This window comes from Scandinavium hiltneri (genome assembly GCF_024764835.1).
In the GTDB taxonomy this organism is placed as follows: Bacteria; Pseudomonadota; Gammaproteobacteria; order Enterobacterales; family Enterobacteriaceae; genus Scandinavium; species Scandinavium hiltneri.
Genome location: NZ_JALIGE010000067.1, coordinates 131197 through 154066, shown reverse-complemented (window position 1 = coordinate 154066; position 22870 = coordinate 131197). Strand labels below are relative to the sequence as shown.

Here is a 22870-nt window from a genome sequence, read left to right as displayed (position 1 = left end):
TTTTTGTAGACTGTTAGCCATAACCCTACTGTTTGATTTTTAGACGAACATCGGTGAATGAACCGTTCAGCGACAAGATCTTTCCTGAATAGGTCATGTCGATGTCGCCGTTCTTGTCGACCCTAGCCTCGCTGACACTTCCGGTCCCCTCGATAACAGGTTGGCCCGCGCTCAGCTGCTGGATGATTTCGTCGTCAGTCCCGAGCAGGTGCCCCGTTAAATAGTAGCGATACACCGTCGGAACCGTCGCGCCGCCAGCACGGCTAACGGTCATATAAAGCCACTGACGATCGGACAGCTGATAAGAACGCTGAAGCACGTCATTCTCCCTGACGTTCGGTTGGTGATTGAGCCACCAGAACCCCACCACCAGAACCAGAAGAGCCGCAGTGATAGCTCTATGCGCCCATTTAATAACCATACTGCATTGCATACTCGATCCCTTCCTTGATATAGCGCTGGTCGGTAGGGTCGTCGCCGTATGGCGGCTTTTCATACCACTTCCCCCACTCTGGTTTGGATGTTCCTGCGCGCCCCTGAGCCCACCCTGCACCCTGCAACAACATCTCCGCGGGGATTCCGGCAGCAGTGCCGGCAGCTCCGAAGTTGAAATTCCCAAAATTTTGGAAATATGGGTCGAACTGCTTGTAATCCCACGCGCCGCCACGGCGAACCTTCTCATAAAACCAGTAGTAGGTAAGAGCAGTAGCCATGTTGCGTGACTGCCCTCTCTCCCGAGCTTCTTGCATATTGTTCGCGATGACTATTGAACCTGGTCCCCAAATAGGAACGGATGCCATAAACCCTCCCTGCTTAAAAATTTCCTGTAGAAACGAAAAACCCCCGGATTTTACAGAGGGTGGATGTTTACTAACCAAAAACCTTACGCTTGATGCTGTTTCACAGCAAACTTTCTGGTCGTTTTATTGTGCTTTTCATCACGCCATTGGAAGCAAACCTGCCCCGCGGCGCGTGCGCTAGCACGGGCATACAGGTTCTCTATATCCGCAGTGACAAAAACAAAAAGGGAGTCGGCGTTTATAGCGACTCCCTTTTCTTTTATTAAAGATGACGACTGGATTATTTCCCTGCTTTCGCCAACTCCTTCACCAGCGGCAGCATGATTTTTACGACGTCCCGGCCGCGGTGCTCGATGCGGCCCGGCAGGGCTTTGTCGATGTATTGCTGGTTGTCGAGGCGCACGTTATGCCAGCTTGTGCCATCCGGGAATGAGTGCGTCTTGGCGCGCTGCTGAAAACCGTCTTTTTTGCCGAGCGACCAGTTGGTGGCTTCGACGGAAAGGACCGGGATCCCCGCATTATCAAACACCTCTGCGTCGTTGCAGCAGCCCGTGCCTTTCGGATAGCTGGCGTTCAGACCCGGATTGATAGCCGCCTGAATGCCGTGGCTGCGGGCGATGCTGAGCGCGCGATCCCGGGTCAGTTTACGCACCGAGGCAGGCGTTGATTTCCCGCTATTGAAATAGAGTTTGTCGCCCACGACCAGGTTATCGAGATTGATAACCAGCAGCGTGTTTTTCCTCTCCGCGGCGCTCATGCGCTGCAGCAGGTTGTTTGCGCCCAGTTTGCCTTCCTCTTCACCGGTGGTGGCGATAAAGCGGATGCTGTACTCGGTAGGGATATTTTTTAAACGTTCCGCCAGTTCCAGCATTACGCCCACGCCCATCGCGTTATCGTCGATGCCTTGCAGCGTCAGGCCGCCGAGATTGTTTTCGACATCCGTATCACTGTGCGGCGCGTAAGTGTCGAGATGCGCCATGACGATAATCTGCTGGCTGGCTTTGCCTTCATGCGCGGCGATAACCGTGCTGCCGGTGATTTTGTGCCAGTTCTGGCGCTTATCTTTAGTGGTGTAAAGATAGCGGCTGTTAAAGGTGCGAATATCGCTTTCATAACCCATCTGCGCAAACTGCTGGCGCACGTAATCCGCTGACAGCATTTCAGCCGGGCTGCCGGTCATGCGGCCGGGAAAATAAGTGGCGATATAGCGGGCTTGCTGGTTGGCAATGGCGCCAGTGGGAGTGGATGCGGCAAAGGCAGACGCCGTAAAGCATGCGCCTAACGCCAGAGGAACAAGGCGGCGGCACAAGGCGGAAAACATAGTGTGTCCTTACAATGGGGATCAAATAATCACGGCATAGTATGAAACTGTGACCGGTCTAACACAATTTCAATTCTTCCTAAAGTGGCGAAATATCGCGCGTTAAGCACTTTTTGGCATTTGTATTTCCGGCTTGTTATTCCATTGCGGAACTACTCATTCCTTTTCGTAATTTCATTTGCTCAGAGCCTCCCCCTATAGTCCCCCTATGCTGAATGTGAATGAGTTGTAGCGCCGTGGACTATTTGCCTCTTTTTGCCTCCCTGAAAAACCGTCCGGTTCTGGTTATCGGCGGGGGCGATATTGCTGCCCGAAAAATCCTGCTGTTACGGCGGGCCGAGGCTAATGTGCGCGTCGTCGCGCCACAACTCTCTCCCAAACTGGCCGAACTGGCCAATCAGCAGTCGATTGAATGGCTGGCGACTGAGTTCGACGAAGCGCAGATAGACCCGGTGTTTCTGGTGATTGCCGCCACTGACGACAGCGAACTTAACCAGCGCGTCTTTGAGGCGGCGAATGCCCGTCAGCGCCTGGTGAACGTGGTTGATAATCAGCCGATGTGCTCTTTTGTGTTCCCGTCAATTGTCGATCGTTCTCCGTTGCTGGTGGCGATTTCCTCCAGCGGAACGGCTCCCGTGCTGGCGCGTCTGCTGCGGGAGAAAATCGAAGCACTTTTACCGACTAACCTCGGGCGTATGGCGCAGGCAGCAAGCTACTGGCGACATCATATTCAAACGCGTTTGCACACTACGGCCGAGCGCCGTCGTTTTTGGGAACGCGTGTTTACCGGACGTTTTGCCAGCCTGATGGTGGCGGGCAATGAAACCGCGGCCCAGCAGGCGCTAGAAGATGAGCTGAATCAGCCTGAACGCCAGATGGGTGAAATCGTGCTGGTGGGCGCAGGACCGGGCGATGCGGGCTTGCTGACGCTGCGCGGTTTGCAGGTTATCCAGCAGGCCGACGTGGTGTTTTATGACCACCTGGTCAGTGAAGGCGTGCGTGAGCTGGTGCGCCGCGACGCAGAGCTGATTTGCGTAGGCAAACGGGCGGGCACCCACAGCGTGCCGCAGCATGAAACCAACCGTCTGTTGGTAGAAGCCGCGCTGGCAGGCAAAAACGTGGTGCGCCTGAAAGGCGGTGACCCGTTCATTTTTGGTCGCGGCGGCGAAGAATTACAGGCTGCAGCAGAAGCGGGCGTACCTTTTCAGGTGGTGCCAGGCGTGACCGCCGCGGCAGGCGCAACGGCCTACGCGGGTATTCCGCTGACCCATCGCGATTATGCCCAGAGCGTGACCTTTGTTACCGGACATTACAAAGCTGACAGCACCCCGTTTGACTGGGCGCACCTGGCGCAAAGTCGTCAGACCCTGGCGATTTACATGGGCACCATGAAGGCCGCCGAAATCAGTCAACAGCTTATCGCGCACGGTCGTGATAGTCAGACGCCGGTGGCCGTTATCAGCTGTGGCACGCGCGCCGATCAGCAGGTGATCGTCGGCACATTACAACAACTCGAAAGCCTCGCGAAAGACGCCCCGATGCCAGCGCTGCTGGTAGTGGGTGAGGTGGTGCAGCTGCATCATCAGCTCGCCTGGTTTCAACACACAACAGACTCAGAAGGGTTTAACTCTTCTGTGGTGAATCTGGCTTAGATCTGGCCTTATAAGGAATGGTTATGGACCATAAACGACTCACTCACTTGCGGCAGCTGGAAGCGGAAAGCATCCACATTATCCGCGAAGTGGCGGCTGAATTTTCCAACCCGGTGATGATGTATTCCATCGGTAAAGATTCCAGTGTGATGCTGCATCTGGCGCGTAAAGCCTTCTATCCGGGCACGCTGCCGTTCCCGCTGTTGCACGTGGATACCGGCTGGAAATTCCGTGAGATGTACGAGTTCCGTGACCGGACCGCTAAAGCCTACGGCTGCGAACTGCTGGTGCATAAAAACCCAGAAGGCGTGGCGATGGGCATTAACCCGTTTGTGCACGGCAGCGCCAAGCACACAGACATCATGAAAACCGAAGGCCTGAAACAGGCGCTGAACAAATACGGCTTTGACGCCGCGTTCGGCGGGGCCCGTCGTGATGAAGAGAAATCCCGCGCCAAAGAGCGTATTTACTCTTTCCGCGATCGTTTCCACCGCTGGGACCCGAAAAACCAGCGCCCGGAGCTGTGGCATAACTACAACGGTCAGATTAATAAAGGCGAAAGCATCCGCGTGTTCCCGCTCTCCAACTGGACCGAGCTTGATATCTGGCAGTACATCTATCTGGAAAATATTGAAATCGTTCCGCTGTATCTGGCAGCTCCTCGCCCGGTACTGGAGCGCGACGGTATGCTGATGATGATCGACGACGATCGTATTAATCTGCAGCCTGGTGAAGAGATCAAACAGCAGATGGTGCGTTTCCGTACCCTCGGCTGCTGGCCGCTGACCGGCGCGGTGGAATCGAACGCGCAGACATTACCGGAAATTATTGAAGAGATGCTGGTGTCCACGACCAGTGAACGACAAGGTCGCATGATCGACCGCGACCAGGCAGGCTCCATGGAGCTGAAGAAACGCCAGGGTTATTTCTAAGGAGCCGCCATGAACACAACGATTGCACAACAAATTGCCGATGAAGGCGGCGTGGAAGCGTATCTGCACGCCCAGCAGCACAAGAGCCTGCTGCGCTTTCTGACCTGCGGCAGCGTGGATGACGGCAAAAGCACCCTGATTGGTCGCCTGCTGCACGATACCCGCCAGATTTACGAAGATCAGCTGTCTTCGCTGCACAATGACAGTAAGCGTCACGGCACGCAGGGTGAGAAACTCGACCTGGCGCTATTGGTGGACGGCTTGCAGGCTGAGCGTGAGCAGGGCATCACCATCGACGTGGCGTACCGTTACTTCTCCACCGAGAAGCGCAAATTTATCATTGCCGACACCCCGGGCCACGAGCAGTACACCCGCAACATGGCGACGGGTGCATCCACCTGTGATCTGGCGATCCTACTGATGGACGCGCGCAAAGGCGTGCTCGATCAGACCCGTCGTCACAGCTTTATCGCCACGCTACTGGGCATTAAGCATCTGGTGGTAGCGGTCAACAAAATGGATATCGTTAACTACAGCGAAGAGACGTTTAACGAAATTCGTGAAGCTTATCTGACGTTTGCCGGGCAGTTGCCGGGTGAGCTGGATATCCGTTTTGTGCCGCTGTCTGCCCTGGAAGGCGATAACGTTGCCAGCCAAAGTGCAAATATGCCGTGGTACAGTGGCCCAACGCTGCTGGAAGTGCTGGAAACCGTTGAGATCAAACGCACTGTCGAAAGCCAGCCGCTGCGTTTCCCGGTGCAGTACGTGAACCGACCCAACCTCGATTTCCGTGGCTATGCGGGAACCCTGGCCTCCGGCACGGTCAGCGTTGGTCAGCGCGTGAAAGTGCTGCCATCGGGCGTGGAATCTGCCGTTGCGCGGATTGTGACCTTTGACGGTGACTTGCAGGAAGCCGCTGCGGGTGAAGCCATCACCCTGGTGCTGAAGGATGAAATTGATATCAGCCGTGGTGACCTGCTGGTCGACGTGAATGACACGCTGCCTGCGGTGCAGAGCGCCAGCGTGGATGTGGTATGGATGGCTGAACAGCCGCTCCAGCCGGGCCAGAGCTATGAAATTAAAATTGCCGGGAAGAAAACCCGGGCGCGTATCGACCGGGTTCAGTATCAGGTGGATATCAACAATCTGACCCAGCGTGAGGTGGCGAATCTGCCGCTGAACGGGATCGGGCTGGTGGATGTCACCTTTGACGAACCGCTGGTGCTCGACAAATATCAGCATAATCCGGTCACGGGCGGCCTTATCTTCATCGACCGTCTGACTAACGTGACCGTCGGTGCAGGTATGGTGCGCGAGCCGCAGCAGGAAACGGCCGTTGCGGGCAGCAGCGATTTTAGTGCCTTTGAACTTGAACTGAATGCGCTGGTGCGCAAACACTTCCCACACTGGGGCGCACGCGACCTGCTGGGAGGCAAGTAATGGCGCAGCATGACGAAAACGTCGTCTGGCACCCACATCCTGTAACGCAAGCGCAGCGCGAACAACTTCACGGTCACCGTGGGGTTGTTCTGTGGTTTACCGGGCTTTCGGGCTCGGGTAAATCGACGGTAGCGGGCGCACTGGAAGAGGCGCTGCATCAGCATGGCGTGAGCACCTATTTGCTGGATGGCGATAACGTTCGCCACGGTCTGTGCAGCGATTTAGGCTTCAGCGATGACGATCGTAAAGAGAATATTCGCCGGGTAGGTGAAGTCGCGAACCTGATGGTGGATGCGGGTCTGGTGGTGTTAACGGCCTTTATTTCGCCGCACCGTGCTGAAAGGCAGATGGTGCGCGACAGTGTCGGCGCTGGGCGGTTTGTGGAAGTGTTCGTCGACACGCCGCTGTCGGTGTGTGAAACCCGCGACCCGAAGGGGCTGTATAAAAAAGCCCGCGCCGGTGAACTGCGCAATTTTACCGGTATTGATTCGGTTTATGAAGCGCCTGAAAAGGCCGAAATTCATCTTGATGGCGAACAATTGGTAACAAATTTGGTTAACCAATTATTAGACCTGCTGAGACAGGGCGATATTATCAGATCCTGAGACCAGGCCGGTTTTCCGGCTAGTCAAGAAACAGGATTTGATATGCGCAATACCCAGAACATTATCATTACTCGTACAGAACCCATGATTACCGAAACCGAAGAGACCACTTGGTCTTTATCCGGCGCGGTCGTGGGTTTTGTTGCATGGCTATTGGCGCTGGGTATTCCTTTTTTGTTTTACGGCAGCAACACGCTGTTCTTCTTCCTCTACACCTGGCCTTTCTTCCTGGCGCTACTGCCCGTCTCCGTGGTTATCGGCATTGCGCTCCATTCGCTGATGAACGGCAAACTCCTCTACAGTATTGTGGTGACACTGATAACAGTCGCGGCGCTCTTTGGCCTGCTGTTCCTGTGGCTGCTGGGTTAGTCGTGGGCAGAAGTACGTTCGTTTCTATTGAGGCCTACGACTCAATGGGCAAAATGTGGTACATTCCCCGCGATATGCGGCATCGTCCGCAGGCCAGGGTAGAGCACTCCGGCAAGTTATGGGATGATGATGCCGTTTTTCAGGGGGCAGGATGGGTAAATTAACGCTGCTGTTGCTGGCATTGCTGGTCTGGCTACAGTACTCGCTGTGGTTCGGCAAGAATGGTCTTCATGACTACAGTCGCGTCAACGATGACGTGGCGGCTCAGCAGGCAACAAACGCCAAACTTAAAGCGCGCAACGATCAGCTTTTCGCCGAAATTGACGATCTCAACGGCGGTCAGGAAGCTATTGAAGAACGCGCTCGCAACGAACTCAGCATGACTCGCCCGGGCGAAATATTTTATCGTCTGGTGCCGGATGCGTCTAAACGCAATCAAGGGCAGAATCAGGGTTCGCGGCAGAACAATCAATAAACTCAAGCCAGGATAACCGCATGGCAGCCACTTTTCCGGGCGTTTGCGCCGTGGTGCCGGCAGCCGGATTTGGCCGCCGTATGCAAACGGAATGCCCGAAGCAATATCTCTCAATCGGTAACAAAACGATTCTCGAACACGCGGTCGCCGCTTTGCTGGCGCACCCGCGAATTGAACGCGTCATTATCGCCATCAGCGACGGTGACGCCCGCTTTCAGCAGCTCCCGCTCGCTAACCATCCACAAATCACCGTCGTTGAAGGTGGTACCGAGCGTGCCGATTCCGTTCTGGCTGGCCTGAAAGCGGCGGGCGATGCGCAGTGGGTGCTGGTGCACGATGCGGCGCGTCCGTGTTTGCATCAGGACGATTTAGCGAACCTGCTAGCGCTGAGCGAAACCAGCTGCGTGGGTGGCATTTTGGCAGCACCAGTGCGCGATACCATGAAGCGCGCCGAGCCAGGTATTGCGGCGATTGCCCATACCGTTGACCGAAACGATCTCTGGCACGCGCTGACGCCACAATTCTTCCCGCGCGAACTCCTTTTTGACTGCCTGACACGGGCGCTCAACGAAGGTGCGACGGTGACTGATGAAGCATCGGCGCTGGAATATTGTGGCTTCCATCCACAGCTTGTCACCGGACGGGCTGATAATATCAAAGTGACTCGCCCGGAAGACCTGGCGTTGGCAGAATTTTACCTCACTCATTGCGGATTTCAGGAGCAGGCATAATGCGAATTGGACACGGTTTTGACGTACATGCATTCGGTGGCGTTGGCCCGATTATCATTGGCGGCGTGCGCGTACCTTACGAACAAGGCCTGCTGGCTCACTCCGATGGCGACGTTGCGCTGCATGCGTTGACGGACGCTCTGCTCGGTGCGGCGGCGATGGGTGACATCGGCAAACTGTTCCCGGACACCGATCCGGCCTTTAAAGGCGCCGACAGTCGCGAGCTGCTGCGTGAAGCCTGGCGTCGTATTCAGGCCAAAGGCTACACGCTCGGCAACGTCGATGTGACCATCATCGTGCAGGCACCAAAAATGCTGCCGCACATTCCGCAAATGCGCGTGTTTATTGCGGAGGATCTGGGCTGCCATATGGATGACGTCAATGTGAAAGCCACCACCACCGAAAAGCTCGGCTTTACCGGTCGCGGTGAAGGTATTGCCTGCGAGGCCGTGGCGCTGCTGCACAAGGCTCGCCCATGATAATGTTCAATGAGCTGACTTACCTGCACGGCAAACCGCAGGGGCAGGGGTTACTGAAAGCCAATCCGGAAGATTTTCTGGTGGTCGAAGACTTGGGCTTTTCGCCAGACGGTGAAGGTGAACAGCTGCTGGTCCGCATCCTGAAAAACGGCTGCAATACCCGTTTTGTGGCCGATGCGCTGGCGAAATTTCTCAAAGTGCATGCCCGTGAAGTGAGTTTTGCCGGGCAGAAGGATAAGCACGCCGTTACCGAACAGTGGCTGTGCGTCCGTTTGCCGGGCAAAGAGATGCCGGATTTAAGCAAGTTTGAGCTGGAGGGCTGCCAGGTGCTGGAGTACGCGCGCCATAAACGCAAACTGCGCCTCGGGGCGCTGAAGGGTAACGCATTTACCCTGGTGCTGCGTGAAGTCAGCAATCGCGAGGAAGCGGAAGCACGTCTGCAAGCCATTGCCGAAAAGGGTGTGCCGAACTATTTTGGCGCACAGCGTTTCGGTCTTGGCGGCAGTAATCTGCTTGGCGCGCTGCGCTGGGCACAGAGCGATGCGCCGGTGCGAGATCGTAATAAACGCAGTTTTTGGTTGTCTGCAGCCCGCAGTGCGTTGTTTAATCAGCTGGTGAGCGAACGTTTAAAAAAACCGGACTTTAATCAAGTTGTTGACGGCGATGCGCTACAATTAGCGGGACGCGGCAGCTGGTTTGTGGCAACGGATGAAGAGATGCCCGAGCTTCAGTCTCGCGTTGAAAGTCGTGAGCTCATGATTACTGCATCGCTGCCAGGCAGCGGTGACTGGGGAACGCAGCGTGCGGCCCTGGAATTTGAACAGCAGACGCTGGCGGAAGAAACGCAGCTGCAGTCGTTATTGCTGCGCGAAAAAGTCGAGGCTGCGCGACGTGCAATGCTTCTCTACCCGCAACAGATGAGTTGGAACTGGTGGGATGACGTCACCGTCGAGGTGCGTTTCTGGCTGCCGGCAGGCAGTTTTGCCACCAGTGTTGTAAGGGAACTTATCAACACAACAGGTGATTATGCGAATATTGCTGAGTAACGATGACGGGATCTACGCGCCGGGGATCCAAACCCTGGCGAAGGCCTTGCGTGAGTTTGCCGAGGTTCAGGTTGTTGCACCCGATCGTAACCGCAGTGGGGCGTCTAATTCTCTGACCCTGGAATCTTCTCTCCGAACTTTCACTCTGGAAAATGGCGACATCTCTGTGCAGATGGGCACCCCGACGGATTGTGTTTTCCTCGGCGTGAATACCCTGATGCGTCCGCGTCCCGATGTGGTCGTTTCCGGTATTAACGCCGGGCCAAACCTGGGTGATGACGTAATTTACTCCGGCACGGTGGCTGCGGCGATGGAAGGCCGTCATCTCGGTTTTCCTGCGCTCGCCGTTTCGCTGAATGGGCATAAGCATTACGACACCGCTGCGGCGGTGACGTGCTCCATTCTGCGCGCACTGGCCCGTGAGCCGCTGCGCACCGGACGAATCCTCAATATCAACGTACCAGACCTTCCGCTTTCGGAGATTAAAGGTATCCGCGTGACGCGCTGCGGCAGTCGTCATCCGGCCGATACCGTTATTCCGCAGGAAGATCCGCGCGGTAACACCCTATACTGGATTGGGCCGCCGGGCGATAAGTGCGACGCTGGACCGGATACGGATTTTGCCGCGGTGGATGAAGGCTACGTTTCCGTCACGCCGCTGCACGTTGATTTGACCGCTCACAGCGCGCAGGAGGTTGTCTCCGGCTGGCTGGAACGTGTAGGAGTCGGTGTGCAATGGTAAGTAAACGCGTACAAAGCCTTCTCAATCAACTGCGAAACCAGGGCATTCTGGACGAGCATGTGCTTGATGCCATTGCTCAGGTGCCGCGCGAAAAATTTATTGATGAAGCCTTTGAACACAAGGCGTGGGAAAACGTCGCGTTGCCCATCGGTCAGGGGCAAACCATTTCGCAGCCGTATATGGTGGCGCGAATGACCGAACTGCTTGAGCTGACGCCGGAGTCACGGGTGCTGGAAATTGGCACCGGTTCTGGATACCAGACCGCTATCCTTGCGCATCTGGTGCACCACGTTTGTTCCGTTGAGCGAATCAAAAGCCTGCAATGGCATGCGCGACGTCGTCTCAAGCAGCTTGATTTACATAATGTTTCAACTCGCCACGGCGATGGATGGCAAGGATGGCATGCAAGAGCGCCATTTGATGCCATTATTGTCACGGCTGCGCCGCAGGAAATTCCGGCAGCGCTCATGTCGCAGCTGGATGAGGGCGGCATTCTCGTTTTACCCGTGGGCGAGGAACACCAGGTTCTTAAACGTGTTCGTCGGCGGGGAGACGAATTTATCATCGATACCGTGGAAGCGGTTCGCTTTGTGCCTTTGGTCAAAGGCGAGCTGGCGTAATACAGGAGTTTTCTTGTTTCTTTTGACGCGCCTTTTGGCGTAGGGTGAGCACACTTTTTTTGTGTGATTTAACGTCGACTTTCACGGTTTTTAAGTCACTGGCAGTTAACATATTCCTGGGGGATAAATGAGCGCGGGAAGCCCAAAATTCACCGTTAGTCGCGTTGCGGCTTTATCACTGGTTTCACTTTGGCTGGCAGGATGCACGACGACCAGCAATGCGCCTGCTCCGGTCAGTTCCGTGGGCGGCGCGTCGTCCAGTACCGATTCCGGAATGTTAATTACGCCACCGTCGTCCATGAGCACCACGACTCAGACGGCCCCACAACCGCAGCCGGTACAAACCGCGCCAGTTCAGACTGCACCTGCTCAGCCGCAGATCCAGTCCGCTCAGCCGGTCGCGACGGCGCAGCCAACCGCTGCCGAGCCAACTGTCCAGATTGTGGATGGTCATGCTGTCTACAACCGCAAATACGGTGACATTCCAAAAGGCAGCTACGCCGGTGGCAGCACCTATACCGTGAAGCGCGGCGACACGCTGTTCTATATTGCATGGGTTACCGGGAACGATTTTCGCGACCTGGCGCAGCGTAATAACGTCGCTGCACCGTACGGTTTGAATGTCGGCCAGGTTCTGCAGGTGGGTAATGCTTCGGGGCAGCCAATCACCGGGAATAACGCCGTAGCACAGGCTAGCGAACAGGCCAGCGCCGCCTCGCCTGGATTAGTCTCAAAACCTGCACAAAATTCCTCCGCAGTGGTTGCGTCTCAACCAACAATTACGTATTCTGAGGATTCAGGTGAACAAGGTGCTAACAAAATGTTGCCTAACAATCAGCCTGCGACTCCGGTCACAGCGCCTGTTACGGCACCTGTTGCGAGCACTGCCCAACCGACTGCAAGCAGTACGTCTACCAGTTCGCCGATCTCTTCCTGGCGCTGGCCGACTGACGGCAAAATCATCGAAAACTTTAGTGGCGGCGACGGCGGCAACAAAGGTATCGATATTGCAGGCAGTAAAGGACAGGCTATCGTCGCGACCGCAGATGGACGCGTCGTCTATGCCGGTAACGCACTGCGCGGTTACGGTAATCTTATTATCATCAAACACAACGATGATTACCTGAGCGCCTACGCCCATAACGATACAATGCTGGTCCGGGAACAACAAGAAGTGAAGGCGGGGCAGAAAATCGCTACCATGGGTAGCACCGGAACCAGTTCAACACGCTTGCATTTTGAAATTCGTTACAAGGGGAAATCCGTCAACCCGCTGCAGTATTTGCCGCAGCGATAATTTGGCGAAACAACCGTGAGGTGTGTTTCGTCCAGGGATCACGGGTAGGAGCCACCTTATGAGTCAGAATACGCTGAAAGTTCATGATTTAAATGAAGACGCGGAATTTGATGAGAACGGAGCAGAGACTTTCGATGAGAAAGTCTTAGTAGAAGAGGAACCCAGTGATAACGACGTGGCTGAGGAAGAGCTGTTATCGCAGGGGGCCACACAGCGTGTGCTGGATGCGACTCAGCTTTACCTTGGGGAGATTGGTTACTCTCCACTGTTAACAGCCGAAGAAGAAGTCTATTTCGCACGACGTGCGTTGCGTGGTGACGTAGCGTCCCGCCGCCGGATGATTGAAAGTAACCTGCGTCTGGTGGTTAAAATTGCTCGCCGTTACAGCAATCGTGGTCTGGCTTTGCTGGACTTGATTGAAGAGGGCAATCTGGGGTTGATTCGTGCTGTCGAAAAATTCGACCCTGAGCGCGGATTCCGTTTCTCGACCTATGCAACCTGGTGGATTCGTCAGACCATTGAACGGGCAATCATGAACCAAACCCGTACGATTCGTCTGCCAATCCATATCGTCAAAGAGCTCAACGTTTATCTGCGTACCGCGCGTGAGTTATCCCACAAGTTGGATCACGAGCCGAGCGCAGAAGAGATTGCTGAGCAGTTGGACAAACCGGTTGATGACGTAAGCCGTATGCTGCGTCTCAACGAGCGCATTACCTCGGTCGACACCCCACTTGGTGGCGATTCTGAAAAAGCGCTGCTGGACATCCTGGCCGATGAAAAAGATAACGGTCCGGAAGACACCACGCAGGACGATGATATGAAACAAAGCATCGTCAAATGGCTGTTCGAACTGAACGCCAAACAGCGTGAAGTGCTGGCACGTCGATTCGGTTTACTGGGGTATGAAGCAGCAACGCTGGAAGATGTCGGCCGTGAGATTGGCCTGACTCGTGAACGCGTTCGCCAGATTCAGGTAGAAGGTCTGCGTCGCCTGCGTGAAATTCTGCAGGGACAAGGTCTGAACATCGAAGCGCTGTTCCGCGAATAACACAGCCCGCGAGAAAATCAGTTTCTATCCAGAAAGGTCCGTCGTTACGACGGGCCTTTTTCTTTTCTGTCCCGCTATGCCTGCGCAGTCTCATGCAGGTGACGCCAGATAATCGTCTCACCCTGACGTTGCAATATCACCGTTGACCAGCGCGACGTAGTCGCTTGCCCTGGCAGGGTTTGCTTTTCGGTATAACGCAGTGCAGCACCTTCTGACCATTCAGCCACCAGCTCAATATTCTCGACCACAATTTTCAGCCCTGCACGTGAGCCACGTTGTGTCTGGAAAAAGTTGCACAGTGTGGCGTAATCGAAGCTGACGCCGCTCGGTGCTACCATCGTAAAGTCACTGCTAAAGCGGGAGAGAAGCGCATCCTGGTCGCCTTCCCCCTGGCCAAGACAGTTTTCGATAGCGATATGGGCATCAATGATTTCTGAGATATAGGGATTCATTGTTATTCCTTTTGCAGGTGAAGGGCGATGCTATTAAGAAAAAAGCCGAAGCATAGTGCTTTCGGCTTTGATTTTTGTTGCTCACTTTGATGGATTACACCAGCCTTTTCAGGCGGTAAATCCACTCCAGCGCCTGACGCGGGGAGAGTGAATCCGGGTCGAGATTCTCCAGCGCTTCAACGGCAGGGGATGCTTCCTCCGGTACAGAAAGCAGAGACATTTGCGTGCCGTCGACCTGAGTCGCCCCCGCGCCTGGAGACAGGCTTTCCAGCTCACGCAGTTTTTGCCGCGCACGCTTAATCACGTCTTTCGGCACGCCAGCCAGTGCGGCAACCGCCAGGCCATAGCTCTTGCTGGCCGCACCGTCCTGCACGCTGTGCATAAAGGCGATAGTGTCGCCATGCTCCAGTGCGTCGAGATGGACGTTTGCTACGCCTTCCATTTTCTCCGGCAGTTGCGTCAGCTCGAAGTAATGGGTGGCAAACAGCGTCATTGCTTTGATGCGATTAGCCAGGCTTTCGGCACACGCCCACGCTAACGACAGTCCGTCATAGGTCGACGTGCCGCGTCCAATTTCATCCATCAGCACCAGACTTTGCTCGGTGGCGTTATGCAGAATATTGGCGGTTTCTGTCATTTCAACCATGAACGTCGAGCGACCACTGGCCAAATCGTCCGCCGCGCCAACGCGAGTGAATATCCGGTCAATCGGGCCAATCTCCACCTTCTGCGCTGGCACGTAGCTGCCAATGTACGCCAGCAATGCAATCAGCGCAGTCTGTCGCATATAGGTACTTTTACCGCCCATGTTTGGACCGGTAATGATCAGCATTCGACGTTGCGGAGACAACGTCAGCGGGTTGGCAATAAACGGCTCATTCAGTACCTGTTCGACCACCGGATGACGACCTTCGGTGATGCGAATGCCCGGTTTATCGGTAAAGTTTGGGCAGGTGTAATTCAGGGTATATGCACGCTCGGCCAGGTTCACCAATACGTCGAGTTCAGCCAGCGCCGCAGCACTCTGTTGCAGGTCTGCCAGGTGTGGTAGCAGCAGGTCGAACAGCTCGTCGTACATCTGTTTTTCGAGGGCCAGGGCTTTGCCTTTCGACGTCAGAACTTTGTCTTCGTACTCTTTCAGTTCTGGAATGATGTAGCGTTCGGCATTTTTCAGCGTCTGGCGGCGAACATAATGGATAGGCGCCATATGACTTTGACCACGGCTTATCTGGATGTAGTAACCGTGCACGGCGTTGTAGCCGACTTTCAGGGTATCCAGGCCCAGACGTTCGCGCTCGCGGATCTCAAGCTTATCGAGATAGTCGGTTGCGCCATCGGCCAGTGCCCGCCATTCGTCCAGTTCGGCGTTATAACCCGGAGCAATCACGCCGCCGTCGCGTACCAGAACCGGTGGGGCATCAATGATTGCACGTTCAAGCAGTTCGCGCAGTTCGGTAAATTCACCCATCGTTTCGCGCAGTTTTTGCACTGGCGCGCTGTCGACGTTCGCAAGCTGTTCGCGTAGTTCAGGAAGCTGCTGGAAGGCGTGGCGCATTCTCGCGAGATCGCGCGGACGTGCAGTACGCAGTGCCAGACGAGCCAAAATACGTTCCAGATCGCCAACCTGACGCAGCACGGGCTGCAGTTCATCGCAGCGATCCTGCAGTGCCCCCAACGTTTGCTGACGTTCGGTCAATACTTGCGTATCGCGCACCGGCATATGCAGCCAGCGTTTCAGCATGCGGCTGCCCATCGGCGTGACGGTACGGTCGAGTACCGCTGCCAGTGTGTTTTCGATGCCCCCTGCCAGGTTCTGGGTAATCTCCAGATTTCGACGGGTGGCCGCATCCATAATGATGCTGTCCTGCTGGCGTTCCATGGTGATGGAGCGAATGTGCGGCAAGGATGTGCGCTGCGTATCTTTGACGTATTGCAGCAAACAGCCCGCAGCACACAGGCCACGTGGCGCATTTTCCACACCAAACCCGACCAGGTCGCGAGTGCCAAACTGCAAATTCAACTGCTGGCGAGCAGTGTCAATTTCGAATTCCCACAGCGGGCGACGGCGAAGGCCACGGCGGCCTTCAATCAGCGCAGTTTCGGCGAAATCTTCGGCGTACAGCAGCTCGGCCGGGTTGGTGCGCTGCAGTTCAGCGGCCATCGTTTCACGGTCTGCTGGTTCACTCAGGCGAAAACGCCCGGAGCTGATATCCAGCGTGGCAAAGCCGTAGCCTTTTGCGTCCTGCCAGATGGCGGCCAGAAGGTTATCCTGACGCTCCTGCAGCAGCGCTTCATCGCTGATGGTGCCTGGTGTCACGATGCGCACAACTTTACGCTCTACGGGACCTTTGCTGGTAGCCGGATCGCCAACCTGCTCGCAGATGGCGGCAGATTCACCCAGATTAACAAGCTTTGCGAGATAGTTTTCGACCGCATGATACGGAACGCCCGCCATCGGGATCGGCTCACCCGCTGAAGCGCCGCGTTTGGTCAGAGAAATATCAAGCAGCTGCGAAGCACGTTTGGCGTCGTCATAAAACAACTCGTAAAAATCGCCCATACGGTAAAACAGCAGGATCTCCGGATGCTGAGCTTTCAGCTTCAGGTACTGCTGCATCATTGGCGTGTGGTTGTCTAGGTTATCCATTGTTTTCATTTGTTTTTGATTGTAATCCTGTTTATTTTTAACGAGTTGATGTCTTTTGTTGTTCTCTTTTTACTTCACATGATCTCATTAGATTTCATTCAATCCCACAATTAAGTGTAGGTCGAAGTGTAGCTTGTTGAGCAGTAGATTGATAAAGTATGGCTAGCTATAGCCACAACCTACATTTTTAGTTCATGAATACATAGAACATGATAACGGAGTCTTTATGGCAGGAAAACAAGAGGGGAAACCTCTGGCATTTAATACGATAGAAACGATGAAACCTGGTGACAAAGATAAAGCCGATGTTGGTGAAAACCGTGGTTTACGAGTGTCTTGTGGGGCAACTGGAATGAAGACTTTTTTCTATCGTTACACCAGTCCTCTTACGGGCAAACTTACTCAGGTCAAAATCGGTAATTTTCCACAGACATCACTTGCTGCAGCCCGTCTGAAACTCAACGAACTAAAACTTATTCGCCAGGGAGGCAGGTGTCCGGCAACTGAGCTCAAACAAGAAAAGCAGCAGCAAGCCAAAGATGCTGAAGAAAAGAAGATCCCCGAATTGACTGTTCAAGGGTTGGTTGAGCTGTATCTGACCGAGCGCATTGAAGATCGTAAAACGAAAGAGGGGAAGATTATCTCTGGTGCCAGAAAGCAGAAAGGGCAGGCTGAGGTAAGGCGTACCCTTTATGGTGATGCAGTAAAGAGTTTAGGAACAAAGAATGCCGCAGAGATTACCCGTAAAGATGTCATAGATTTGATTAATGGTATTGTAGCCCGAGGCGCAACAGTACAGGCTGGCAATGTGCTGAGGGAGTTATCACTTGCTTATGAGTTTGCAATTGGTTTAGGGCGCTTTGATGCTGCCTTCGCTAATCCAGCCCTGTTAGCCAAATCCAGTTTACGCCAGACTCGAATTAAGCTTACTAATGGTCGTGGCACTCGCTTTCTTAGCGAAGCGGAGTTGGCAAAATTCCTCAAATGGCTACCAGGTTCAGCATACTCACTGACGATAAAAAACGTTCTGCGTATTACCCTCTGGACGGGGTGTCGAACCGGTGAAGTCTGCAATATGGCGTGGAAGGATGTTGACCTCGTTAAGGGAACAATACATCTACGTGAAACTAAAACAGGCGTTGAACGCTATGTTCAGTTGTCTACCCAGGCTATCGATTTCCTAAAAATTCTGCGTCTTAATTCAGATGTTTATCTCTTTCCCTCATCTCGAACGAAGTTACCAATACAGCAAAAGTACCTGACTGAAAATGCCTGGCGTATGCGCGAGGCAGGGCAGATGCTAGATATCCCGAGCTGGACTCCACATGATTTGAGGAGGACCGTTCGTACTGGATTATCACGTTTGCAATGTCCTAATGAAGTAGCCGAGGCCATCCTGGGACATACTCGTGGAGGTGTCGAAGGAATATACAATCTGTATAAGTATGATCGCGAGTGTAAGTATTGGCTCCAGAAATGGGCAGATTATTTGGGGTGTTTATAATGTTGAATTTTAAATGGTTTAACTGAGCGTATCCCATGACAATATACATTTCCTGTCCTCACGACGAGGCCTGTTCGACAACTTCCGGACTGATGTTGACTAAGTGGCTGTGGCGGTTGGTCAGTTATAGAGCACTTCAACGTAATCGAATATATTCGCGACCTTTGAATCGCCACGGATAATCTAGACACTTCCGAGCCGTTGATAATACTGGTTTTCATATTCTGTCGGTGACATCTGATCGCTAGAACCATGCCGACGCTTACTGTTATAAAACATTTCGATGTAATCAAAAATATCGCTGCGGGCTTCTTCCCGCGTTCCGTAGATCTTTTTCTTTATCCGTTCGCGTTTCAACAACTGGAAAAAGCTTTCTGCAACCGCATTATCATGGCAGTTACCGCGACGGCTCATGCTGCCCTCCAGGCCGTGTGATTTCAGGAACGACTGCCACTCATGGCTTGTGTACTGACTGCCCTGATCCGAATGAACCAGCACCTGTTTTTGGGGATTACGCCGCCATACAGCCATCAGCAGTGCGTTCAGGACAATGTCCTTTGTCATCCGGGATTGCATGGACCAGCCGATAATTTTGCGTGAGAACAGATCAACAACCACGGCAAGATACAGCCAGCCTTCGTGGGTCCTGATGTAGGTTATGTCCGTTACCCAACGCTCATCCGGAGCATCCGGATTGAACTGTCGCTGGAGCCTGTTGGGCGACACGATACTGGCCTCGCCTTTACCTGCCCGCGGGCTCCGGTATCCGACCTGAGCCTTTATCCCGACACGTTTCATAAGTCGCCAGACTCTGTTCACTCCGCACTGTTGCCCGCTGTCCCGCAGATCCAAATGGATTTTGCGATAACCATAGACGCATCCCGATTCCAGCCAGAACTGTTTAATCTGTCCTGTCAGTCTCAGGTCTGCCTGATGGCGTTGTGAATGCGGCTGCTGAAGCCAGGCGTAAAAACCACTGGGATGAACATCCAGCACCCGACAGAGCAGGCGAACAGGCCAGCAACAGGTGTTGTCACGGATAAAGGCGTACCTCAGTCGGACAGCTTTGCGAAGTACGCCGCGGCTTTTTTTAGTATATCCCGTTCGTCGGTAACCCGCTTCAGCTCTTTCTGGAGATGGCGGATCTCGGCCTGAGCATCTGACTGTTCTTTATTAGCGGAAGAATCCGGACCGTACTTCTTTATCCAGGCGTAAAGGCTGTGGGTGGTGATATCGAGACGTGTTGCAACGCTGGCAACAGAATAACCGCGATCAACAACCTGTTTGACTGCTTCAATTTTAAACTCTTCGGGATAACGCTTACCGCTCATGGGCACCTCTCTTTAAGCCATCTTAAATGACTCTGAGGTGTCTGTTAAACCCGTGGCGATTCATTATGCACTGATGCCAAAAAGTTTGGCCAGTTAACGAGGCTTATTGAAAGAGTCCGCCAATATGCGGACTCTTTCATGCTTTTGGTCGCCGAAGCAAAAATACTTTGCGTAAGTTATTGAGGCTGTTAGTGGGTTTTAACGTTGCATGATCAAATCTACACATTGAATACAAGACCGTCTTTCCAGATGCAAAGCGGCCATATTACTACTACTGGTAATTATACGCTTTCTGGAAATAACATTTTTCGCATGTTTGACACTTTGGTTCTCACCACTATTTGATGAGCATCACTTTGTCGAAAACTGCATATTATGACCAGTTGGTTTCCGTTGAACATTTATGAATGTATTCACTGTGAATGTTTTTATTGTTATGAAATAATATCAATAGGCATGATTGATTATATCTGGCATGTTTAAAGTTAATATTTTAATCACAGGGTCTGTGGTGCGCTCGGTTGGGGGGCATGATTGTGTGGGTAAATTTAAATAGCAGTGCTGGGTGCCTCCCAGTGAGCATTTGACAGTAAACAATATGCTCGCGTGACCTTAATGAACGAATCTAACTGAACGCCTCATCGCTTAGATGAGATTCACTGCTATAGTCATAGTGTAATATAGTTACGTATGAGAACAAGTCCATGTGGGGACTATCCTGGAATTTAATAATCACCAGGCAGGGTTTTATCAATGGATATTAATTTTCCTTTTTTAATGGTAATATAACCCCCTTTTTTTAGCTCTGCCAAAACGCGGAAAACATAACTCCTTGAAAGACTAGTTCGTTTAATAATAAATGATGCAACGCCTTCCTTTTCATCGGCGTTTATTAATCTTCTATATAAATATCTCGTTAGCATCGATTTTATAATGTGATACCCGGACTCACTTCGCCTTTCCACATGAATATCAAACATAAAAACCAACATATAGATTAGGATGGTAGTGAGTTCTTTCATCTGTTCTTTCGATGTTTCAAAGAAAATCTCATCAAAATCCTGATGGGATATGCTGCTGATAGTGACATCACTGGCGCAATGATAATGGAGTTCGACAAGGGGACAAAATCGCTCTATCAGGCCCAGTGGCATATGCTCGACAATATTACCTATGACACGTTCGTCACCTTTAAACCCAAAAGAAAGCGCACCTTTATCAACAAAGTAAATTTGTTCTGGAGATAATTTTACCTCCTCTCCTTTTTTATAAAAGCACACATTTGATTTGTTATTTACTTTATCAACATGCAATGTCAGATTTAACTGGAGATACCAATCATGAATTTTCCCAAATGAAATGTCCATCGCGACCCCCTTGATGTTTTTAACTTTTTATTATAGCGATAGCGCCTCTTGGTTTTCAATCAACATGATATTTTTATTTAACGCATCACGTGTGAAAAAAGTCGTTGTGTGGACTTTTATTTTTGACGGTTTCCTATAAAATGCCGATTTGGCTTTACGCCGTCATAACTTATTGAATAGATTGAATTTGTTTAAAAATAAACAAAGTGCGCTATTTATGCCAAAGACTGTAAATTCTTTAGGCTAAGGGCCTTAAAGATAGGCTTGCGTCATGATGGTTACAACGCGCCTCGCCTCGACAAACGGGATGTCTGTTGTTGTATTCTCAACAATATATTCTATTCTTTAAGTTGATGATTTTTTTTAGAAAGTAAATAAATCACATGTCCATCGTCGGCGTAGCGATTTTATATACTTTGTTCATTGCCAGCACCTGTATCACTCCAGGAGAGATAACTATGGCGTCACGTTTTAGGTTCACTACTTGTGCCGGTCTTATCGCCCTTGCGCTTTGTTCAACCGCAGCGCAGGCCGATCGCTTTCAGGATCTGGCGAATTTGCCGATGGAAAAGAATCGCCCGACCGTATCCACCGCAGATACTCTGATGCAGGAGCTGACTTTCCAGCGCGCTTCCCAAGCTTATTTGTGGGCAATGCCGTTGTTAAACACCGCGGGGATGCGCGATGGTGCTGAACAGGCGTTTGGCACGGGGTATAACATTATGCCTGTGTGGACAAAACGCCTTGATGCAAAAACCAAAATCACCACGCCTAACTCAGACCTGATCTACGGCGTCATGTTTGAAAATCTGGCGAAAACCGGGCCGTTAGTATTTGAAGCCCCGCCGGGATTACAGGGGATTCTACTGGACTTCTGGCAGCGCCCAATGCCGGTGGACGGTATGGAATTCCAGGGTGACGTCGGTTTGCCAGGACCCGATGGCGGCAAAGGCGGTAAGTTCCTGATCCTGCCGCCGGGTTATAATAAAGAAGTACCGAAGGGTTACTATGTATACCGTTCAACGACTAACAATATCTTCGTTTTCCTGCGTGCATTCTATAAAGACCTGAACGACACCTCACCGGCGGTAAAGCTGTTGAAACAATCCGTCTTTTATCCGCTTGGACATAAAGCTGACGCGAAGAAAATGCAGTTCCCTGATGCCTCTGAGCACGACCTGAACATGCTTCCACGTAACAATTTTACAGCGTTCGAACAGCTGAAGCGGATTGTGGATGAAGAGGGTACCCATCTTGCCACTCCCGATTCTCTCGGCACACTGGCAGGTCTGGGTATCGTTCAGGGCCAACCATTTAAGCCCTCAGCCCGCGATCATGACATCATGGATAATGCCGCGAAAATGGCCTACAAGACCAGCCGCGCCATCAGCTTCCAGGATAGCCTCAATGGTGTTGATTTCCATGTCTATAAAGATCGCCGTTGGCTGAATCCGGTGAACAATATGACATCGCACTGGCCTAATCAGCCCGCAGACCTTTCCTGGAAAGCAAAGCAGGGCGGTTTCCTTGATATTGATGCCCGTACCTGGTTCTTCACCAACTATTTCTCCATCAGTCCGGGAATGACCAGCATGACCGCCGGTAAAGGCGCGTATTACATGATGGCCTTTGACGATAAAGATGGTCAGCATCTGGATGGTGATAAGTCCTATAAGCTGCATCTGCCAGCAAATATTCCGGCGAAATTGTTCTGGTCGGTCACCCTTTACGAAGCGGAGAACGCATCAGGCCTGGCAAACGGGCAGCCCTTCCCATCACTGGGTAAGCTGAATCATCCTGTAGAAAATGCGGATGGCAGTACGGATATTTATATCGGCCCGAAAGCGCCAGAAGGCAAAGAGAAAAACTGGCTGGCAACTGCGCCGGGCCGTGGATTCTTCTCGATTCTGCGTCTGTATGCTCCTGAAGAGGCAGCACTGAAGGGGACGTGGGTACCTGGCGACATCGAAGAGATGAAGTAAATAATTTTTTAAGATCAAGGGATTAAA

At 52.6% G+C, this 22870-nt stretch carries 23 protein-coding genes; 15 read left to right on the top strand and 8 right to left on the bottom strand.

All coding sequences use genetic code 11. The features are described from left to right. Window positions 1–25: 25 nt before the first annotated feature. The 3 genes from MUU47_RS02805 to MUU47_RS02795 form a co-directional block, all read right to left on the bottom strand. On the bottom strand, window positions 26–421 hold the full coding sequence (locus MUU47_RS02805; protein ID WP_258986600.1) for a hypothetical protein: 396 nt from the start codon (window positions 419–421) through the stop codon (window positions 26–28). Beyond that, complete coding sequence (locus tag MUU47_RS02800) at window positions 411–800, bottom strand: polymorphic toxin type 44 domain-containing protein (RefSeq protein ID WP_258986598.1); 390 nt, start codon at window positions 798–800, stop codon at window positions 411–413. The genes MUU47_RS02805 and MUU47_RS02800 overlap by 11 nt, the downstream gene beginning before the upstream one ends. A gap of 280 nt (window positions 801–1080) precedes the next feature. Beyond that, window positions 1081–2121, bottom strand: a complete 1041-nt coding sequence (locus tag MUU47_RS02795; RefSeq protein WP_258986595.1) for an aminopeptidase — start codon at window positions 2119–2121, stop codon at window positions 1081–1083. 236 nt (window positions 2122–2357) lie between these two features. Between MUU47_RS02795 and cysG the strand changes: the two genes are divergently transcribed. From cysG to MUU47_RS02740, 11 genes are all read left to right on the top strand, one after another. Beyond that, window positions 2358–3773: a siroheme synthase CysG gene (gene cysG, locus MUU47_RS02790; protein WP_509908857.1), complete on the top strand. Its 1416-nt coding sequence runs from the start codon at window positions 2358–2360 to the stop codon at window positions 3771–3773. 23 nt (window positions 3774–3796) lie between these two features. After that, complete coding sequence (gene cysD / locus MUU47_RS02785; protein WP_258964759.1) at window positions 3797–4705, top strand: sulfate adenylyltransferase subunit CysD; 909 nt, start codon at window positions 3797–3799, stop codon at window positions 4703–4705. 9 nt (window positions 4706–4714) lie between these two features. Next, complete coding sequence (gene cysN, locus MUU47_RS02780; RefSeq protein WP_258986593.1) at window positions 4715–6145, top strand: sulfate adenylyltransferase subunit CysN; 1431 nt, start codon at window positions 4715–4717, stop codon at window positions 6143–6145. Beyond that, a complete protein-coding gene (gene cysC, locus MUU47_RS02775; protein ID WP_258986592.1) occupies window positions 6145–6750 on the top strand; it encodes an adenylyl-sulfate kinase in 606 nt (201 codons plus the stop codon). The genes cysN and cysC overlap by 1 nt, the downstream gene beginning before the upstream one ends. Window positions 6751–6792: 42 nt before the next feature. Then, window positions 6793–7119 carry a DUF3561 family protein gene (locus MUU47_RS02770; protein WP_258986590.1) on the top strand — a complete coding sequence of 109 codons (327 nt, stop codon included), beginning with the start codon at window positions 6793–6795 and terminating at the stop codon, window positions 7117–7119. Window positions 7120–7270: 151 nt separating this feature from the next. After that, window positions 7271–7594 carry a cell division protein FtsB gene (gene ftsB / locus MUU47_RS02765; protein WP_258986588.1) on the top strand — a complete coding sequence of 108 codons (324 nt, stop codon included), beginning with the start codon at window positions 7271–7273 and terminating at the stop codon, window positions 7592–7594. Between the two features lie 20 nt (window positions 7595–7614). Continuing rightward, complete coding sequence (gene ispD, locus MUU47_RS02760; protein ID WP_258986586.1) at window positions 7615–8325, top strand: 2-C-methyl-D-erythritol 4-phosphate cytidylyltransferase; 711 nt, start codon at window positions 7615–7617, stop codon at window positions 8323–8325. After that, a complete protein-coding gene (ispF, locus tag MUU47_RS02755; protein WP_258986584.1) occupies window positions 8325–8804 on the top strand; it encodes a 2-C-methyl-D-erythritol 2,4-cyclodiphosphate synthase in 480 nt (159 codons plus the stop codon). The genes ispD and ispF overlap by 1 nt, the downstream gene beginning before the upstream one ends. Further along, a complete protein-coding gene (truD, locus tag MUU47_RS02750; RefSeq protein WP_258986583.1) occupies window positions 8801–9850 on the top strand; it encodes a tRNA pseudouridine(13) synthase TruD in 1050 nt (349 codons plus the stop codon). The genes ispF and truD overlap by 4 nt, the downstream gene beginning before the upstream one ends. Further along, window positions 9831–10592 carry a 5'/3'-nucleotidase SurE gene (gene surE, locus MUU47_RS02745; protein ID WP_159758258.1) on the top strand — a complete coding sequence of 254 codons (762 nt, stop codon included), beginning with the start codon at window positions 9831–9833 and terminating at the stop codon, window positions 10590–10592. The genes truD and surE overlap by 20 nt, the downstream gene beginning before the upstream one ends. Further along, window positions 10586–11212, top strand: a complete 627-nt coding sequence (locus tag MUU47_RS02740; RefSeq protein WP_159758256.1) for a protein-L-isoaspartate(D-aspartate) O-methyltransferase — start codon at window positions 10586–10588, stop codon at window positions 11210–11212. The genes surE and MUU47_RS02740 overlap by 7 nt, the downstream gene beginning before the upstream one ends. A 105-nt stretch (window positions 11213–11317) precedes the next feature. Here MUU47_RS02740 and MUU47_RS23455 read toward each other — a convergent pair whose 3' ends face one another. Beyond that, the gene (locus MUU47_RS23455) at window positions 11318–11449 is read right to left on the bottom strand and encodes a peptidase (RefSeq protein ID WP_246316661.1); all 132 of its coding nucleotides are present in this window, start codon (window positions 11447–11449) and stop codon (window positions 11318–11320) included. On the opposite strand from MUU47_RS23455, the gene nlpD reads away from it, so the two are divergent. Together nlpD and rpoS are read left to right on the top strand one after the other, a co-directional pair. After that, window positions 11391–12509, top strand: coding sequence for a murein hydrolase activator NlpD (gene nlpD / locus MUU47_RS02735; protein WP_374684737.1), 1119 nt, complete (start codon window positions 11391–11393; stop codon window positions 12507–12509). The two genes, MUU47_RS23455 and nlpD, sit on opposite strands and share 59 nt — an antisense overlap. Before the next feature lie 58 nt (window positions 12510–12567). Continuing rightward, window positions 12568–13560: an RNA polymerase sigma factor RpoS gene (gene rpoS / locus MUU47_RS02730; protein ID WP_258986580.1), complete on the top strand. Its 993-nt coding sequence runs from the start codon at window positions 12568–12570 to the stop codon at window positions 13558–13560. Between the two features lie 74 nt (window positions 13561–13634). On the opposite strand, the gene MUU47_RS02725 is transcribed toward rpoS, so the two are convergent. Both MUU47_RS02725 and mutS read right to left on the bottom strand, forming a co-directional pair. Beyond that, complete coding sequence (locus MUU47_RS02725; protein ID WP_258986579.1) at window positions 13635–14012, bottom strand: DUF4440 domain-containing protein; 378 nt, start codon at window positions 14010–14012, stop codon at window positions 13635–13637. Between the two features lie 94 nt (window positions 14013–14106). Next, the gene (mutS, locus tag MUU47_RS02720; RefSeq protein WP_258986577.1) at window positions 14107–16668 is read right to left on the bottom strand and encodes a DNA mismatch repair protein MutS; all 2562 of its coding nucleotides are present in this window, start codon (window positions 16666–16668) and stop codon (window positions 14107–14109) included. A 217-nt stretch (window positions 16669–16885) separates the two neighbouring features. Between mutS and MUU47_RS02715 the strand changes: the two genes are divergently transcribed. Then, the gene (locus tag MUU47_RS02715; protein ID WP_258986575.1) at window positions 16886–18163 is read left to right on the top strand and encodes a tyrosine-type recombinase/integrase; all 1278 of its coding nucleotides are present in this window, start codon (window positions 16886–16888) and stop codon (window positions 18161–18163) included. 183 nt (window positions 18164–18346) lie between these two features. On the opposite strand, the gene MUU47_RS02710 is transcribed toward MUU47_RS02715, so the two are convergent. Together MUU47_RS02710 and MUU47_RS02705 are read right to left on the bottom strand one after the other, a co-directional pair. Next, window positions 18347–19494, bottom strand: a protein-coding gene (locus MUU47_RS02710; RefSeq protein ID WP_258986574.1) for an IS3 family transposase whose coding sequence is annotated in 2 segments (ribosomal slippage) — window positions 18347–19257 and window positions 19257–19494 — 1149 coding nt in all. Because the reading frame shifts where the segments join, the coding sequence is not laid out codon by codon here. Window positions 19495–20219: 725 nt separating this feature from the next. Then, window positions 20220–20861, bottom strand: coding sequence for a helix-turn-helix domain-containing protein (locus tag MUU47_RS02705; RefSeq protein ID WP_154158538.1), 642 nt, complete (start codon window positions 20859–20861; stop codon window positions 20220–20222). Between the two features lie 458 nt (window positions 20862–21319). Here MUU47_RS02705 and MUU47_RS02700 point away from each other — a divergent pair, with 458 nt between their 5' ends. Further along, window positions 21320–22843 carry a DUF1254 domain-containing protein gene (locus MUU47_RS02700; RefSeq protein ID WP_154158537.1) on the top strand — a complete coding sequence of 508 codons (1524 nt, stop codon included), beginning with the start codon at window positions 21320–21322 and terminating at the stop codon, window positions 22841–22843. The last annotated feature ends 27 nt before the right edge of the window (window positions 22844–22870 follow it).

Bases quoted from the DNA above. Each gene is read 5' to 3' on its own strand.
- MUU47_RS02805 (WP_258986600.1), bottom strand. From the start codon at position 421: ATGGTTATTAAATGGGCGCATAGAGCTATCACTGCGGCTCTTCTGGTT.
- MUU47_RS02800 (WP_258986598.1), bottom strand. From the start codon at position 800: ATGGCATCCGTTCCTATTTGGGGACCAGGTTCAATAGTCATCGCGAAC.
- MUU47_RS02795 (WP_258986595.1), bottom strand. From the start codon at position 2,121: ATGTTTTCCGCCTTGTGCCGCCGCCTTGTTCCTCTGGCGTTAGGCGCA.
- cysD (WP_258964759.1), top strand. From the start codon at position 3,797: ATGGACCATAAACGACTCACTCACTTGCGGCAGCTGGAAGCGGAAAGC.
- cysN (WP_258986593.1), top strand. From the start codon at position 4,715: ATGAACACAACGATTGCACAACAAATTGCCGATGAAGGCGGCGTGGAA.
- cysC (WP_258986592.1), top strand. From the start codon at position 6,145: ATGGCGCAGCATGACGAAAACGTCGTCTGGCACCCACATCCTGTAACG.
- MUU47_RS02770 (WP_258986590.1), top strand. From the start codon at position 6,793: ATGCGCAATACCCAGAACATTATCATTACTCGTACAGAACCCATGATT.
- ftsB (WP_258986588.1), top strand. From the start codon at position 7,271: ATGGGTAAATTAACGCTGCTGTTGCTGGCATTGCTGGTCTGGCTACAG.
- ispD (WP_258986586.1), top strand. From the start codon at position 7,615: ATGGCAGCCACTTTTCCGGGCGTTTGCGCCGTGGTGCCGGCAGCCGGA.
- ispF (WP_258986584.1), top strand. From the start codon at position 8,325: ATGCGAATTGGACACGGTTTTGACGTACATGCATTCGGTGGCGTTGGC.
- truD (WP_258986583.1), top strand. From the start codon at position 8,801: ATGATAATGTTCAATGAGCTGACTTACCTGCACGGCAAACCGCAGGGG.
- surE (WP_159758258.1), top strand. From the start codon at position 9,831: ATGCGAATATTGCTGAGTAACGATGACGGGATCTACGCGCCGGGGATC.
- MUU47_RS02740 (WP_159758256.1), top strand. From the start codon at position 10,586: ATGGTAAGTAAACGCGTACAAAGCCTTCTCAATCAACTGCGAAACCAG.
- rpoS (WP_258986580.1), top strand. From the start codon at position 12,568: ATGAGTCAGAATACGCTGAAAGTTCATGATTTAAATGAAGACGCGGAA.
- MUU47_RS02725 (WP_258986579.1), bottom strand. From the start codon at position 14,012: ATGAATCCCTATATCTCAGAAATCATTGATGCCCATATCGCTATCGAA.
- mutS (WP_258986577.1), bottom strand. From the start codon at position 16,668: ATGAAAACAATGGATAACCTAGACAACCACACGCCAATGATGCAGCAG.
- MUU47_RS02715 (WP_258986575.1), top strand. From the start codon at position 16,886: ATGGCAGGAAAACAAGAGGGGAAACCTCTGGCATTTAATACGATAGAA.
- MUU47_RS02705 (WP_154158538.1), bottom strand. From the start codon at position 20,861: ATGGACATTTCATTTGGGAAAATTCATGATTGGTATCTCCAGTTAAAT.
- MUU47_RS02700 (WP_154158537.1), top strand. From the start codon at position 21,320: ATGGCGTCACGTTTTAGGTTCACTACTTGTGCCGGTCTTATCGCCCTT.